General features: G+C 54.0%; 13 protein-coding genes and 1 other annotated feature. Of the genes, 2 read left to right on the forward strand and 11 right to left on the reverse strand.

Annotated elements, in window-relative coordinates; translation table 11 throughout:
• Nucleotides 1–287: 287 nt before the first annotated feature.
• On the forward strand, nucleotides 288–551 hold the full coding sequence (rpsT, locus tag RAC90_RS12655) for a 30S ribosomal protein S20 (RefSeq protein WP_006117633.1): 264 nt from the start codon (nucleotides 288–290) through the stop codon (nucleotides 549–551).
• A gap of 344 nt (nucleotides 552–895) precedes the next feature.
• On the opposite strand, the gene nhaA is transcribed toward rpsT, so the two are convergent.
• From nhaA to tal, 6 genes are all read right to left on the reverse strand, one after another.
• Nucleotides 896–2,074: a Na+/H+ antiporter NhaA gene (nhaA, locus tag RAC90_RS12660; protein ID WP_058702079.1), complete on the reverse strand. Its 1,179-nt coding sequence runs from the start codon at nucleotides 2,072–2,074 to the stop codon at nucleotides 896–898.
• A gap of 236 nt (nucleotides 2,075–2,310) precedes the next feature.
• Nucleotides 2,311–3,453: a molecular chaperone DnaJ gene (gene dnaJ / locus RAC90_RS12665; RefSeq protein ID WP_006117631.1), complete on the reverse strand. Its 1,143-nt coding sequence runs from the start codon at nucleotides 3,451–3,453 to the stop codon at nucleotides 2,311–2,313.
• A gap of 102 nt (nucleotides 3,454–3,555) precedes the next feature.
• On the reverse strand, nucleotides 3,556–5,466 hold the full coding sequence (gene dnaK, locus RAC90_RS12670; RefSeq protein ID WP_039338776.1) for a molecular chaperone DnaK: 1,911 nt from the start codon (nucleotides 5,464–5,466) through the stop codon (nucleotides 3,556–3,558).
• A 408-nt stretch (nucleotides 5,467–5,874) separates the two neighbouring features.
• On the reverse strand, nucleotides 5,875–7,182 hold the full coding sequence (locus tag RAC90_RS12675; protein ID WP_006117628.1) for an MFS transporter: 1,308 nt from the start codon (nucleotides 7,180–7,182) through the stop codon (nucleotides 5,875–5,877).
• A 104-nt stretch (nucleotides 7,183–7,286) separates the two neighbouring features.
• Entirely contained in the window at nucleotides 7,287–7,874 is a 588-nt protein-coding gene (gene mog, locus RAC90_RS12680) for a molybdopterin adenylyltransferase (protein ID WP_205959185.1), read from the reverse strand.
• 116 nt (nucleotides 7,875–7,990) lie between these two features.
• Complete coding sequence (tal, locus tag RAC90_RS12685; RefSeq protein WP_006117626.1) at nucleotides 7,991–8,944, reverse strand: transaldolase; 954 nt, start codon at nucleotides 8,942–8,944, stop codon at nucleotides 7,991–7,993.
• Nucleotides 8,945–9,151: 207 nt separating this feature from the next.
• Between tal and yaaA the strand changes: the two genes are divergently transcribed.
• A complete protein-coding gene (gene yaaA, locus RAC90_RS12690; protein ID WP_054634518.1) occupies nucleotides 9,152–9,925 on the forward strand; it encodes a peroxide stress protein YaaA in 774 nt (257 codons plus the stop codon).
• 52 nt (nucleotides 9,926–9,977) lie between these two features.
• Here the strand turns inward: yaaA and thrC are convergent, their stop codons facing one another.
• The 5 genes from thrC to RAC90_RS12715 form a co-directional block, all read right to left on the reverse strand.
• Nucleotides 9,978–11,261 carry a threonine synthase gene (thrC, locus tag RAC90_RS12695; protein WP_006117624.1) on the reverse strand — a complete coding sequence of 428 codons (1,284 nt, stop codon included), beginning with the start codon at nucleotides 11,259–11,261 and terminating at the stop codon, nucleotides 9,978–9,980.
• Between the two features lie 3 nt (nucleotides 11,262–11,264).
• The gene (gene thrB / locus RAC90_RS12700) at nucleotides 11,265–12,194 is read right to left on the reverse strand and encodes a homoserine kinase (RefSeq protein WP_006117623.1); all 930 of its coding nucleotides are present in this window, start codon (nucleotides 12,192–12,194) and stop codon (nucleotides 11,265–11,267) included.
• A 2-nt stretch (nucleotides 12,195–12,196) separates the two neighbouring features.
• Nucleotides 12,197–14,659, reverse strand: coding sequence for a bifunctional aspartate kinase/homoserine dehydrogenase I (gene thrA, locus RAC90_RS12705; protein WP_033740220.1), 2,463 nt, complete (start codon nucleotides 14,657–14,659; stop codon nucleotides 12,197–12,199).
• Between the two features lie 25 nt (nucleotides 14,660–14,684).
• Nucleotides 14,685–14,804 (reverse strand) — a sequence feature (Thr leader region).
• A complete protein-coding gene (gene thrL, locus RAC90_RS12710; protein ID WP_071988721.1) occupies nucleotides 14,743–14,811 on the reverse strand; it encodes a thr operon leader peptide in 69 nt (22 codons plus the stop codon). (Overlaps the previous feature by 62 nt.)
• A 187-nt stretch (nucleotides 14,812–14,998) precedes the next feature.
• Nucleotides 14,999–15,703: a tRNA/rRNA methyltransferase gene (locus RAC90_RS12715; RefSeq protein WP_110267865.1), complete on the reverse strand. Its 705-nt coding sequence runs from the start codon at nucleotides 15,701–15,703 to the stop codon at nucleotides 14,999–15,001.
• Nucleotides 15,704–16,281: the final 578 nt, after the last annotated feature.

Raw genomic sequence — 16,281 nt, forward strand, 5'->3', positions numbered from 1 at the left:
TTATACCCTCGAAAGCCGCCGAGGTTAACCCGTGAACACGCCTTTCATGCGTAACAGGCCGTATTTACCGGCACGCAGAGCCACAAAGAGAATTTTGTTGCGAAATACTGTATTCAGGACACAGAAGCTGGTAGAATCTTGCGCCATCAAATACGTAACCGAGTGTCGTGCAGGTTATCACTTGTGAACGACGCTTATTTGCACAAATCCATTGACAACAGAAGGTCCAAAAGGCATAGTCCTCGGCCTTTGATTTGTCTCTATCGAACATATTTGGGAGTTGGACCTTGGCTAATATCAAATCAGCTAAGAAACGTGCCGTAACATCTGAGAAACGTCGCAAGCATAACGCAAGCCGTCGCTCTATGATGCGTACCTTCGTTAAGAAAGTATACGCGGCGATCGCTTCAGGCGACAAAGCTGCTGCGCAGAATGCATTTAATGAAATGCAACCAATCGTGGACCGTCAGGCTGCTAAAGGTCTGATCCACAAAAACAAAGCTGCACGTTATAAAGCAAACCTGACTGCACAGATCAACAAACTGGCTTAATCGCCTTTTGTTTATCGCTTTGTTGAAAGAACCGGCTCTGAGCCGGTTTTTTTATGTCTGCGATTCACTGCCGATCTTCCTCTTTCCCGCTTCCTTGCCAGACAGCCCGCGCAGATGGCGAACCGCTTCAAAGCTCGCCTTTCTGTGACAACGGATAGCCCACGGACGACGGGAAAACGCTATCAGGCATAAGCGGTAGGTGCCCATGATTCAGCCTGTGCCGCCCCGATCCGATATCTGCCCTTTTCGCGTTATCCCCGTACGCAAAAACGTAATCTGTTATGTTCGCCCTGGCTGCATAACCGCGTCGGGGAAGGCAAAAGGAGGCGTGCGCCTCCTTTCGTTTACCGCAGTTTATATCGCAATAACGTGTAACCCAGCACAGCCGAGAGCAGTGAACCGCTCAGAATCCCCAGCTTCGAGAATGTCACCAGCTGTTCATGAGCCGCATCAAAAGCCAGCGAGCTGATAAAGATCGACATCGTAAAACCAATGCCGCACAGCACGCCAATCGCCATGATATCGCGCAGCGTCGTGCCATTGGGCAGCACCGCCAGCCTCAGCGTCACCGCCAGCCAACAGAACAGGGTAATCCCTAATGGCTTACCGATCAGCAGGCCAAGGATGATGCCCAGCGGCTCGGGTGACAGCACATCGCCAAAGGTAATCCCTGTCAGGGAAATCCCGGCGTTGGCGAAGGCAAACAGCGGCAGAATCAGCCAGTTCACCCAGGGCATCAAGCCATGCGCCAGATGTTCAGCCGGCGAGTGACCGTCTTTCTCTTCCAGCGGGACAAAGAAGCCGACGACGACGCCCGCAAGCGTTGCATGGACGCCGGACTTCAGTACCGCAGTCCACAGCACCAGCCCGACCAGCACATAAACGGCGATATTACGCACATTACACCGGTTCAGGATGGCCAGCACGACAATGGCTCCTACCGCCACGCTGAGGGACGTGACTGAGAGATCGCTGGTATAGAACAGCGCGATAATGATAATCGCCCCCAGGTCATCGATAATTGCCAGCGCCATCAAAAAAACTTTCAGGGCCGTCGGGACACGGCTGCCCAGCAGGGCCAGCACGCCCAGCGCAAAAGCGATATCCGTCGCGGTGGGAATGGCCCAGCCATTGCGGGCGATCTCATCACCGTGATTAAACAGTAAAAACAGGATGGCAGGTGCCGCCATTCCCCCTAAGGCGGCAATAACCGGGAAGACGGCCCGATCGCGGCTGGCCAGTTCACCCGAGATGAGTTCACGCTTCACCTCCAGACCAATCAGCAGGAAGAACAGCGCCATCAGGGCGTCATTGATCCATAACAACAGATTTTTGCTGATATCCAGCTCACCGAAGCGAATCTGCACCGGTGTCTCCAGTAGCGCCTGGTAGCCCTGAGCGGTTGACGCACTGTTCGCGAGAACCATCGCCACCACGGCAGCCAGAATTAACACCATACCGTTGCTGGCATCACTCTCAATAAAACTTTTAATTAAATGCCTGATACGACGAGGTTTTGACAAAATGCACTCCTCCTGAGCGGAAAACACAATGCTGAGCAGTGTAACGATTCACTGAACCTGATAAAAAGCTAATTTATCCGCTTTTACGTAATGTCGACATTTTGGCGACAGCAAAGAGAAGAAGGAAAACAGGCAAGAGAAGACAGGGCCCTAAGTAACGGCGTACCTCCGCCCTGATGCTGGCATAAAAAAAGCGGAGAATGTTCTCTCCGCTTTAGTGACATACGTCCGTGCGATTAGCGGGTTAAATCGTCAAAAAACTTTTTCACGCCGTCAAAGAAGCTTTTGGAACGCGGGCTGTTGTGCTCGCCGCTGGGTCCACCAAAGCTCTCTTCCAGCTCACGCAGCAGCGCTTTTTGCTTGTCATTCAGGCTGACTGGGGTTTCCACCACAACACGGCACAGCAGGTCACCTACCGCACCACCGCGCACCGATTTCACACCGCGACCGCGCATACGGAACAGCTTACCGGTCTGAGTCTCTGCCGGTACCTTCAGCTTCACGCGTCCGTCCAGGGTAGGCACTTCTATCTCACCGCCCAGCGCCGCCATGGCAAAGTTGATCGGCACTTCGCAGTAGAGGTTGTTCTCTTCACGTTCAAAGATTGGGTGTTTTTTCACCGTCACCTGAACGTACAGATCGCCCGCGGGTGCGCCCTGCTCACCGGCTTCACCTTCACCGCTCAACCGAATACGGTCACCCGTGTCGACGCCCGCCGGAATTTTCACCGACAGCGTTTTGGATTTCTCGACGCGGCCATGACCATGACAGGCGTTGCACGGATCTTTGATCACCGAACCCCGGCCATGACAGGTTGGACAGGCCTGCTGCACGGTGAAGAAGCCCTGACGCATTTGCACCTGGCCTGCGCCATGACAGGTTGAACAGGTTTGCGGTTTGGTCCCCGCTTTGGCACCGCTGCCGTGGCAGACATCGCACTCTTCTAACGTCGGAATACGGATCTCTTTGGTCACGCCGCGAACCGCTTCTTCCAGCGTCAGCTCCATGTTGTAGCGCAAATCTGAACCACGGGCTGCGCGCTGACGGCGGCCACCACCAAAGATGTCACCGAAAACGTCGCCAAAGATATCGCTGAAATCTGCACCGCCGCCGCCAAAGCCGCCGCCGAATCCCCCTCCGCCCATACCGCCTTGCTCAAAGGCGGCATGACCGTACTGATCGTAGGCCGCGCGCTTCTGGGCGTCCGTTAAGATTTCGTAGGCTTCTTTTGCTTCTTTAAACTTGGTTTCGGCGTCTTTATCGCCTGGATTACGGTCCGGGTGATATTTCATCGCCAGGCGTTTGTACGCCTTTTTGATTTCACGCTCGTCTGCAGATTTGGCGACGCCTAAAATCTCGTAGTAATCACTCTTCGCCATTTATTTAGCCCTTAACATGATCGCACGGGCGTGGAGAAAACTCCTACGCCCGTGCTGGTTTCAACGGCTGTCAGGGCAACCGTCGCGCCCGGTCAGGGGCAATTATTTCTTATTGTCTTTTACTTCTTCGAATTCAGCATCGACCACATCGTCATCTTTCTTCGCTGACGCATCGTGGGCATCCGCTGCACCCGCCTGAGACTGCTGTGCGGCTTCCATCAGTTTGCTGGAAACTTCCATCAGCGCCTGCATTTTGGCATCGATCTCTGCTTTATCTTCGCCTTTCAGCGCCGTTTCCAGCGCGCTCAGCGCCGCTTCGATTGGGGCTTTGTCATCCGCTGACAGTTTGTCGCCCGCTTCATCCAGCTGCTTACGTGTGCTGTGAGCGATCTGGTCACCCTGGTTGCGGGTCTGCACAAGCTCTTCGAACTTACGGTCAGATTCCGCGTTCGCTTCAGCATCACGCACCATTTTCGCAATCTCGTCCTCGTTCAGGCCGGAAGACGCTTTAATGGTGATCTTCTGCTCTTTACCGCTGTTTTTGTCCTTCGCTGATACGTGCAGGATACCATCCGCATCGATGTCGAAGGTCACTTCGATCTGCGGCATACCGCGTGGCGCAGGCTGAATGCCGTCCAGGTTAAACTGGCCCAGTGACTTGTTGTCGCTGGCACGCTTACGCTCACCCTGCAGCACGTGAATCGTTACCGCAGACTGGTTGTCTTCTGCCGTCGAGAACACCTGGCTGTGCTTGGTTGGGATGGTGGTGTTCTTGCTGATCAGCGAAGTCATCACGCCGCCCATGGTTTCGATACCCAGTGACAGCGGAGTCACGTCCAGCAGCAGAACGTCTTTCACGTCGCCACCTAACACACCGCCCTGTACCGCAGCACCGACCGCCACCGCTTCATCCGGGTTCACGTCTTTACGTGGCTCTTTGCCAAAGAACTCAGTCACTTTAGCCTGAACCAGTGGCATACGTGTCTGACCACCCACCAGGATAACGTCGTTGATGTCCGAAACGGACAGGCCCGCATCCTGCAGTGCGACTTTCAGCGGCTCGATAGAGCGCGCAACCAGATCTTCAACCAGCGACTCCAGTTTAGAACGGGTCACTTTGATGTTCAGGTGCTTAGGACCGGTAGCATCCGCCGTAATGTACGGCAGGTTAACATCGGTCTGCTGCGCAGAAGACAGCTCGATCTTGGCTTTCTCGGCAGCTTCTTTCAGGCGCTGCATCGCCAGTGGATCGTTGTGCAGATCGATGCCCTGGTCTTTCTTAAATTCTGCCACCAGATAGTTGATCAGGCGGCTGTCGAAGTCTTCACCACCCAGGTGTGTATCACCGTTAGTTGCCAGAACTTCAAAGGTCTTTTCGCCATCAACGTCGTCGATTTCGATGATAGAGATATCGAAGGTACCGCCACCCAGGTCATAAACTGCGATGGTGCGGTTGCCCTGGCCTTTATCCAGGCCGTACGCCAGCGCTGCTGCCGTCGGTTCGTTGATGATACGTTTGACTTCCAGACCTGCGATACGGCCAGCATCTTTGGTTGCCTGACGCTGAGCATCGTTGAAGTAAGCCGGAACGGTGATAACCGCTTCAGTTACGGGCTCACCCAGGAAATCTTCAGCCGTTTTCTTCATTTTTTTCAGCACTTCCGCAGAAATCTGCGGCGGTGCCATTTTCTGGCCTTTCACTTCCAGCCATGCGTCGCCGTTATCAGCACCCACAATTTTGTAAGGCATGATTTTGATATCACGCTGTACTTCTTCGTCCTGGAAGCGACGGCCAATCAGACGCTTGATCGCAAACAGGGTATTCTGCGGGTTGGTCACAGCCTGACGTTTAGCCGGTTGTCCGACCAGAGTTTCACCATCCTGTGTGTAAGCGATGATCGAAGGCGTGGTGCGATCGCCTTCGGCGTTCTCAAGCACACGCGCTTTGGTGCCGTCCATGACCGCAACACAAGAGTTGGTTGTACCCAGGTCAATACCAATAATCTTACCCATCTAAACATCTCCCACTTAAATTCGTTGCCAGTTTGGGTTGTGAACCTTTTATGTGGGCAGGTTGATGACATTCAACCCGACCTCACATGCTTTTTTTTCCAACGTCCACAACGCTCGATGACAAGTAAATGGGGTCGCTTAGAAGCGCATCAAGGGTTAAATGAAAAAAAATTTTCAACGGCCGCTCAGGCTGCCTTAACCAAGATAATAAACTGACGCGCTCCCTGACGAGAGTGCGGCAAAATGCCGCCTCGAAACAGTCCACGTTTCGATTCTGTTCATCCATACAATGGGCAGTCCGGGTACGGTACGCTTTTATCTGGCGCAGGGCGCGGCGGCGAGCATCAGACTGCACGCCGCGGCTGGCAGAGAAAAAGAAAGCGCGGAGCCGGGCTCCGCGTACAGGGTTCAGGCCTGATTGATGCCTTCACTCAGGCAAGGCTCGTGGCTGATATCCTGTCTCAGCCAGACGCTGACGATCAGTCCCACCAGCGCCAGCGCCATGACATACCAGCCAGGCGCCAGGGGAGACACATTCATTAGCAATGTTACGCAAATCGGCGTCAGCCCGCCAAACACCGCATAGGAAAGGTTGTAGGAAAAAGACAGGCCGGTGAAGCGAACCTCGGCGGGGAACGCGCGCACCATGACAAAGGGCACAATCCCGACAACACCCACGCTAAGACCTGCCAGCCCGTAAAGCAAAAACAGGTAATCGGGATGCTGCGGTGCCAGCGAATAGAACAGCCCGCTGCACAGTGCGAGCAATACGCTTCCTGTGCTTAATGTCCGGCTGGTACCGAAGCGGTCCACCAGCAGTCCGGATACGATACAGCCCACACACAGCATAATAATCGCAATGCTGTTGGCTTTTAAGGTCAGCGCCGGCGCCATTCCATGCTGTTTCTGCAACCAGACCGGTGCCATCAAAATCACCACAACGATACAGGCCGACAGCATCCAGGTCAGCAGAATTGAAATCGCTACCGATTTTCGATGTTTCATGACCACGGTTTTCAGCGGCAGTTCCTGCGCCAGCGTTTTGCGCTGCTGCATCTCCACGAAAACCGGCGTTTCATGCAGCCAGCGGCGTAAATACATGGCGCCTAAGCCAAACGCCCCGCCCAGAAAGAAAGGAATGCGCCAGCCGCCATCGTGAATCGCCTGTTGCGTCAGCGTTGTATTAATTAAGGTTGCCACCACCGATCCCAACAGGATGCCAATCGTCAGTCCGGCGGTCAGCGTGCCGCAGGCGATACCAATGCGTTTGTAAGGCACATGCTCCGCCACAAACACCCATGCACCAGGCACTTCACCACCGATAGCCGCCCCCTGCAGCATGCGCAGAAGCAGCATCAACAGCGGCGCGGCAAGACCAATCGACGACCAGGTGGGCAACGCGCCCATTGCCAGGGTGGGTAAGGCCATCAGCAATATGCTCAGGCTGAACATTTTTTTACGGCCCACTTTGTCGCCAAAGTGCGCCATGATGATGCCACCAAGCGGACGCGCCAGATAACCCGCGGCAAAAATGGCGAACGTCTGTAACTGACGAAGCCAGTCGGGGATATCGGCGGGAAAGAAGAGTTCACCGATAACGGCGGCGAAAAAAACGAAGATGATAAAGTCGTAAAATTCCAGCGCGCCACCCAGCGCAGCCAGTGCCAGCGTTTTATAGTCCTGAGGTTTCAGGCGCGGCGTCTCAAGTGTGGTCATAGGCGTCCAGAGATAAAGAGAACGGTTGTAAAGCTGTGCTTACTATACCGTCAATTTATCACCACACCAGCCAGGCTGTAGCTTATTCCTGAAAAGCAGAATATTTAGTTATTTATCTCACGTATGGCGCTTTTTGGGCGAAAAGCTGCTACGCATTCCGCATGGGTTTCGACATAAGGTCCGTCGAGCAACTGTAAACAATAAGGTACAGCTGCAAAAATTCCTGGGACCAGGACGTTGCCCTGCGCGTCTTTCAGCCCCTCCAGCGTTTCTTTAATGGATTTCGGCTGACCGGGCAGGTTAAGGATCAGGGATTGTTTACGAATCACGCCCACCTGGCGCGATAGAATCGCGGTCGGCACAAACTTCAGGCTGATTTGCCGCATCTGCTCGCCAAATCCTGGCATCTCGCGATCGGCCACCGCTAACGTCGCATCCGGCGTCACATCACGACGTGCCGGACCGGTTCCACCGGTGGTCAGCACCAGATGACAGAAGCTTTCGTCCACCAGCTCGCAAATGGCCTGCTCAATCATGGGCTGCTCATCCGGGACCAGTCGCGTTTCCAGTTCAAAAGGCGTGCTGATCGCACCGCTCAGCCAGGCTTCCAGAGCCGGAATGCCCTGATCCTGATAAATGCCGTTCGCTGCGCGATCGGAAACCGAGATCAATCCGATACGTAATGTGTTCATGATGTTGTTCGCTGTGGTTTACCGCAGTGCGGTGATAAGGAAAGGACGTAGTGAAAAGAATAACAAACCGTGACGGAAAGGGAAAACCGTGGCGACGGTGCCGCCACGGTGAACGATTACAGCATTTCTGCCAGCATCTTCTCAAGTTTGCCCTGGTCGATGGCAAAGTTGCGGATACCTTCCGCCAGCTTGGTCACCGCCATCGGATCCTGGTTGTGCTGCCACAGGAACTCTGACTCGGTCATTTTCTCCGGACGCGCTTTCACTTCACCGCTGTAGCTCAGCTTACGCTCCAGCGAGCCCTCGCTTTCAGCCAGCTCCTTCAGCAGCGCAGGTGAAATGGTCAGACGGTCACAGCCAGCCAGCTCAATGATTTCACCGACGTTACGGAAGCTTGCCCCCATAACCACCGTTTCATAACCGTGTTGCTTGTAGTAGTTATAGATTTCAGAGACGGATACCACGCCTGGATCTTCGTGTGGCGCGTACTCTTTTTTGTCGGTGTTCGCTTTGTACCAGTCGAGGATACGGCCTACAAAAGGCGAAATCAGATACACGCCCGCTTCCGCACAGGCACGCGCCTGGGCGAAGGAGAACAGCAGCGTCAGGTTACAGTTGATGCCTTCTTTTTCCAGCTGTTCTGCTGCACGAATACCCTGCCAGGTTGACGCCAGTTTGATCAGGATACGATCGTTGCTGATACCGGCATCGTTATAGAGTTTGATCAGGCTGCGTGCCTTGGCAATGCTGGCTTCTGTGTCGTAAGAAAGACGCGCATCCACTTCGGTCGAAATGCGGCCCGGGACCAGTTTAAGGATTTCCAGACCAATGTTTACGGCCAGTTTGTCAGAGACCAGTTGCAGTTGTTGCTCTTTATCGTTGCTCTGCTGACGTGCCCACGCGATCGCTTCATCAATCAGTTTACGGTATTCAGGGATTTGAGCAGCGTTAAGAATCAGAGAAGGGTTGGTGGTGGCATCCTGGGGTTGATACAGCTTCATCGCTGCGATATCACCGGTGTCGGCCACTACGGTGGTCAGTTGACGCAGGGAGGTCAGTTTGTCCGTCATGTTCTTTTCTCTTAGTTAACTGTCAGGGTGATAAAAGGCTGTTGGGATAATATCACGCGGCAACGGCGGTGCAAGGTCGGGGAATGCCGTTTACGATAGCGCGAACGAATGGGAGTGATTTGCCGATCCTTGCGGCTTTTTTGCTACACTCGCAGCAACAATGACTGGCTCTCCCCTTTCTGAAAGGGACTTACTGAGGACGCGACGATGTTGATGGTGATCTCGCCCGCCAAAACGCTGGATTATGAAAGCCCCCTGGCCACGCAGCACTTTACCCAACCTGCCCTGTTAGAAAAGTCACAACAGTTGATTCAGATTGCGCGTACGCTGTCGCCTGCGCAGATCGCGTCATTAATGAGTATCAGCGATAAACTGGCCCATCTGAACGCCGAACGTTTCAACAGCTGGCATCCCGACTTCAGCCTGGACAATGCCCGTCAGGCTATTCTGGCGTTCAAAGGCGATGTCTACACCGGTTTGCAGGCTGAAACCTTTAGCGAACACGATTTCGACTTTGCGCAGCAACATCTGCGGATGCTGTCGGGCTTATACGGTTTACTGCGTCCGCTGGATCTGATGCAGCCGTATCGCCTGGAGATGGGCATCAAGCTGGCGAATCCGGCAGGCCAGGATCTTTACAGCTTCTGGGGCGACCTGCTCACTGAAAAACTGAATGAAGCCCTTGCCCGCCAGGGCGATGACGTATTGATTAATCTGGCGTCAGACGAATACTTCAAAGCGATCAAACCGAAAAAGCTGCAGGCGCGCCTGATCAAGCCGGTGTTTCTGGATGAGAAAAACGGCAAATATAAAGTCATCAGTTTCTATGCGAAGAAGGCCCGGGGATTGATGAGCCGCTTTATTATTCAGCAGCGCCTGACCCAACCTGAGCAGTTAACCCGGTTTGACCTTGAGGGTTATCGGTTTGCAGCAGAGGAAAGCAGAGACAACGAACTGGTGTTTAAACGCGCCGAACAGTAAACCTGCCCGACGCGCGACGGAATGCAGGAAGGTGGCACGAGCCACCTTTCTTTTATTTCAGCAAAAAGGCACGCAGTGAGGCAAAATCTGCCTTCATGGTATGCGACAGCAACGGCAGATCGGCACGCTCTGCCAGTTCAGTCGGCAGCGCCAGCTTCTGCTCCAGAATACTTTCCACGCTCTCCAGGAACTTCGCCGGGTGCGCCGTGCCAAGGAATAAGCCGTACTCGCCGTCCTGTAACTGGTCACGCAGCAAGCGCCAGGCAATCGCCGCGTGCGGCTCTGATACGTAACCCAGTTTCGCCAGATCACGCATCGCTTCGCGCGTCACCGCGTCGGATACCGCGCCGTAGGCTAAATCACTCAGGCGCCAGGTTTTGCGACGGAACAGCTCCTCAACGCGCGGCCAGTTATTCGGCTGGCTCACATCCATGGCGTTCGACAATGTCGCGACGGTCGCGTTAGGCTGCCATTCGCCGTTGCCAAGAAAGCGCGGCACCGTGTCATTGGCATTCGTTGCCGCAATAAACCGCTTGATCGGCAGCCCAAGTGACTTCGCCAGCAGACCTGCCGTCAAATCACCAAAGTTGCCACTTGGTACAGAGACGACCAGTTGATTACGTTTTTCCTGCGGCAGCTGCGCGACGGCTTCAAAGTAATAACAAATCTGCGCCAGCAGACGGCTGATGTTGATGGAGTTGGCTGAGTTCAGGCCGATAGCTTTCTTCAGTTCCTGATCATCAAAGGCCTGTTTGACCAATGCCTGGCAGGCATCAAAATCGCCGTCAATCGCAATGGTTTCGATGTTGCCGCCCAGCGTACAGAACAATTTCTCCTGCAACGGGCTGATTTTGCCCTGCGGATACAGGATCACGACGCGCACATTTTCCATGCCGTAAAACGCATGGGCGACGGCGGCACCGGTATCGCCAGAGGTTGCCGTCAGAATCGTGATCTGCTCATCTGAACCACTTACATAGGACAGCATCTGCGCCATAAAACGGCCGCCAAAGTCTTTGAACGCCAGGGTTGGGCCGTGGAACAGTTCAAGACAGGCGACATCATCGGTCACCGCTTTGATCGGTGCCGGAAAGGTAAAGGCCGTTTTCAGGCGTTCGGTCAGATGCGCCGCCGGCACTTCGTCGCCAATATAGGCAGAGAGGATTTTGCTGCTGCGTGTAACAAAATCCATCTCCAGCATGGCATCGATGTCGGTCAGTTCAAATTCAGGTAGCTCAAGCGGGAAAAACAGCCCTTGCTGTGAACCCAGACCTTGTTTCACCGCCTGGGCGAAGCTGACCTGCTCGTTATGATCCTTAAGATTGTAGAGTTTCATGCGTTATCCCAGTTTACGTGCGCCAGCCGTATCAAGACGGCAGATATGGACGAAGCCTTCATCGTTCTGCAGATAGTGCTGGCTCAGCCAGTCGGCCATCTGCTGTGCCGTTTCCATCTGGTTGCAAATGGCAAAGAGCGTGGGGCCAGAGCCCGAAATACCGCAGGCCAGCGCCCCGATATCCTGAGCAGCCTGACGTGCCTGGGCAAAGCCCGGTAACAGCTGAGTCCGGTACGGCTCAGCAATCACATCCTGCATCAGTTTAGCCGCCAGCGCGGGTTGGCGCGTATGGCAGGCGTGAATGAATCCGGCCAGCAGTCGGCCGTGCTTGATGCAGTCCTGCTTCGCGTACTGCGCCGGTAAAATCGCCCGCGCCTCCGCTGTTGACACTTTGATGCCCGGATAGGCCATCACCCACAGCCAGTCGTCAAAGCCTGGCACCGCCTGGGTAATGATCCCATTTTCCTCGATCATCAGTTGAATCCCGCCAAGGAAGCACGGCGCGACATTATCGTAATGCACGCTACCGGAAATGCGCCCTTCCAGCTCCCCCATTAACGTCAGGAGTTGGTTGTCATCCAGCGGTTTGCCACAAAATTCGTTCATGGCCATCAGACCCGCAACCACGGAACAGGCGCTGGAGCCCAGCCCCGAGCCTATAGGCATGTTTTTTTCCAGCGTGATCGCCACCGGCACGCTTTTGCCAATGGCTTCGCAGAACCGCTCCCAGCACTGATAAACGATATTCTCTTTAGGATCGCTGGGCAGTTTACTGACAAAGCGGCCAGTATTGCTCAGGCTAAAGCTGTCGGCCGCCTCGACCGAGACGCAATCTCCCAGCAATGAACCATCCACTGGCGAGACCGCCGCGCCCAGCACATCAAAGCCCACGCTGACATTGCCTATTGAGGCCGGCGCATGAATTTTTACCATCATTACACTCCCAACTTCCACGACAGTGTGCGCAGCAGATCGGCGAACACGCCCGCTGCTGTCACGTCATTTCCTGCACCGTATCCGCGCAACACCAACGGAATGGGCTGATAATAGCGGCTGTAGAACGCCAGTGCATTCTCACCGTTTTTCACTTTAAAAAGCGGATCGTTACTGTCTACTGCCTCGATCTTGACTTTGCACGCCCCGCCTTCTTCGATCACGCCGACCAGACGCAACACTTTGCCCGCCTCACGCGCCTGCGCCACTCGGGCGGCAATCGCCGCATCGACGTCGGGCAGTTGCTGCATAAACTGCTCAACATCGGCGATGGCGGTCAGGTGCGCTGGCAGCAACGGCTCAATCTCAATGTCGTGCATTTCGTGTTGATAGCCGGCTTCGCGGGCCAGAATGAGCAGCTTACGCGCGACATCCGTGCCGGATAAATCGTCACGCGGATCCGGCTCAGTGAATCCCATTTCGCGCGCCATGCGCGTGGCCTCCGACAGCGAGACACCTTCATCCAGTTTGCCAAAAATATACGACAGCGATCCCGACAGAATACCGGAGAAGCGGATCAATTCATCGCCTGCATTCAGCAAATTTTGCAAATTTTCAATGACGGGCAAACCGGCGCCCACGTTAGTGTCGTACAGGAACTTACGGCGCGATCCGGCAGCGGCGGCGCGCATCTTTTGGTAATATTCCCATGACGCGGTATTCGCCTTTTTATTCGGCGTCACTACGTGGAAGCCCTCAGCCAGGAAATCCGCGTACTGGTCGGCCACCGCCTGACTTGATGTGCAGTCCACAATGACCGGATTGAGCAAATGATACTCTTTTACCAGACGAATTAAGCGTCCCAGATTGAACGGCTCTTTGGCCTGCTCCATCTCGCCTTTCCAGTTACTGAGATCAATACCGTGTACATTGGTTAACAGCGCACGGGAATTGGCGATACCGCATACGCGCAAGTCGATATGCTTCTGTTTGAGCCAGGCCTGCTGGCGATGCAACTGATCCAGCAGCGCGCCGCCCACACCGCCAACGCCCACCACGAAGACTTCAATCACCTGATCGGTGGCAAACAGCATCTGGTGCACCACGCGAACACCGGTGGTGGCGTCGTCATTGTTTACCACGACGGAAATTGATCGTTCAGACGAGCCCTGAGCAATCGCAATGATATTGATATTGGCCCGCGCCAGCGCAGAGAAGAACTTGGCTGAAATCCCGCGCAGGGTACGCATTCCGTCACCCACGACCGAGATCACCGCCAGATTTTCGATAACGTCCAGCGCATCCAGCAGACCATCTTTCAGTTCAAGATAGAATTCGTCCTCCAGCACGCGACGGGCGCGGGCCTGCTCGCTCTGAGGAACGCAGAAGCTGATGCTGTATTCAGACGAAGACTGGGTAATGAGCACCACAGAAATGCCGGTGCGCGACATGGTGGCAAAGACGCGGGCCGCCATGCCCACCATGCCTTTCATGCCCGGGCCGGAGACGTTAAACATCGCCATATTGTTCAGGTTGGTGATGCCTTTGACCGGATACTCATCCTGCTCGCCGTTGCCGCTAATCAGCGTACCTGGCGCCTGGGGATTGGCCGTGTTTTTGATCAGGCACGGGATTTGAAACTGCGCGATAGGTGCGATAGTGCGAGGATGCAGAACTTTGGCCCCGAAATAGGACAGCTCCATTGCTTCCTGGTAAGACATGGATTTGAGCAGGCGCGCGTCCGGAACCTGGCGCGGATCGCAGGTATAAACCCCGTCCACATCGGTCCAGATCTCACAGCAATCGGCCCGCAGGCAGGCCGCCAGCACCGCCGCTGAATAGTCAGAACCGTTGCGGCCCAGCACCACCAGTTCACCCCGTTCGTTACCGGCGGTGAAACCAGCCATCAGGATCATGTTTTCTGTTGGGATCTGACTGGCTTCAATGCGGCGGGTTGACTCGGCGATATCCACGGTTGATTCCAGATAATGACCGATGGCCAGCAGTTTTTCGACCGGGTCGATCACGCTGACGCCATAGCCACGGGCTTCTAACAGCTTTTCCATAATGGCAATGGAGAGCTTCTCGCCCCGACAGATAATGGCCGCATTGACGCTGTCAGGGCACTGTCCTAACAGGCTGATGCCGTGCAGAACCTGTTTAAGTTGCGCAAATTCGCTGTCAACACGGCTTTTCAGCCCCTCATAGTCGAAACCGGGTTGTGCCTCGGCCAGCCCCTGCAGCAGTTCTGCGAAGATGCGCGTCGCATCACTCAAATTGGGCAACGCATCCTGACCGCTGATGGTTTTTTCAATCATCGCAACCAGGTGGTTGGTAATCTTTGCAGGTGCAGAAAGCACGGTAGCAACCTGTCCCTGTTGCGCATTACTTTCCAGAATATCGGCGACGCGCAGAAAACGCTCTGCATTGGCCACCGAGGTCCCACCGAATTTCAGCACTCGCATGATGTCAACTCTCCTGATTTTGAGTCAAAAAAAAACCCGCACTCGTGAGGTGCGGGCTTCTTTTTTTGTTTTTCCTGGATGCGTCAGCCCGCCCCGTTACCCATGGTAATGGTGGTGGTAATAATTGTGGTGTTCAGGCTGTGATTACGCATTCAGATTTATTTTCTGTCTGTCATTGATTGTCCGTCTGGTTCTAAGAAGTAAATCAAAGCGCACATCAAGTCAACGGTTTTATCCTTTGTGCAAAAAAAACTCGCCATGCTTAGCGTGTGATTGCAGGAAAAAAACCTGGCGAATCGTTTGGTATCGTGCGCTTAATTAACATCTGTCACTAAATAGTTACGCATTCCCCGAGGATTTCTCTGCGAGCTTTTTTTCCACATCATGTAACAGGCGATGCAGCATTGCACTGTCGCGCTGTTCCAGCAAACCAATACGCTGATTAATCCAGTCTGACATTTTGATGTCGTCGCTGACATCCAGTTGCTGGAGTAGCTGCGTCAGACGCTGGCGCAACGCATGCAATTGCTGCGCATCGGCAAGCGGCGTAACGGGTGCTGTGACCTGGTTAAGGGCCGCTAACTGATAACAGTACACCATCACCGCCTGCCCGAGATTTAATGAAGGATAGTCCTGCGCCATAGGGATCCCGGTGAGCAGGTCAACCTGATCCAGTTCCTCGTTGGTCAGCCCACTGTCTTCGCGACCAAACACCAGCGCCATGCTGTCTACCCACTGCCGCTTTTCAAGCAACCGGGCTTCAACCTGCTGGGGCGTGGCGTAATAACGGAACCTGGCGCGACTGCGCGCGGTGGTGGCGACGGAAAAATCGATATCCGCCAGCGCATCAGCCAGCGTAGCAAATGTTTTCACGTTATCCAGAATGTCCCCCGCGCCGTGCGCCACACGGCGCGCAGCCGGGTCCTGCCAGGCATCGCTGGCGACAATGCGCAGTTCACTAAAACCCATGGTTTTCATGGCACGGGCCGCTGCGCCGATATTTTCCGGCCGGGCGGGCGAGACGAGGATAAGAGGAAAAAGCATGATCATTCCATCAGTAAATGTAGACGGTGCAGTGTAACATGTAGCGTGATATTAAGAGGTATAAGCTTTGAGGTTAACACCCTGAAATACATGTTAAAACACGTTAAAAAAAGCCATTGCGTCCTTTTTTACCATAAAGTGCACATTATCAGAAACTTCAAAATAAAAGCCTTTCAATTCAGCCCCCTGTGATAGTAAGTTTCTAACATCCCGTTTTGTGCTGTGCTGTGCCTGTCGGTACAAAAATGACGTGTAATCGCCTTCTACGTCAATTTTTCGGGATGTTTTTCACAGAAATGTTAACGTGCTACAATTGCATTTGATATAAGTCAACGAAGCGTTGTTTTTATGCTTAGCAGTTGTTGTTATTGCTGTTAGGTTGCTGTTAAGACAGTTAGTATATGTTTCAATTTATTATTCCGCAGGGCATGGAATTGTCGTTACGGCTGGCTGAGCGAACACGGTTGTTGACCTTGATAAAAGCTTATCACAATGACTTTCGTACAACGGTTCAGCAAAGCTTGCCGTTCTCCGCACTGGAGAGCACCTAACCGCTGTACGCCCTGTTTTCAATTTAG

Source organism: Pantoea sp. CS_6 (genome assembly GCF_041954745.1).
Lineage (GTDB): Bacteria > Pseudomonadota > Gammaproteobacteria > Enterobacterales > Enterobacteriaceae > Pantoea > Pantoea stewartii.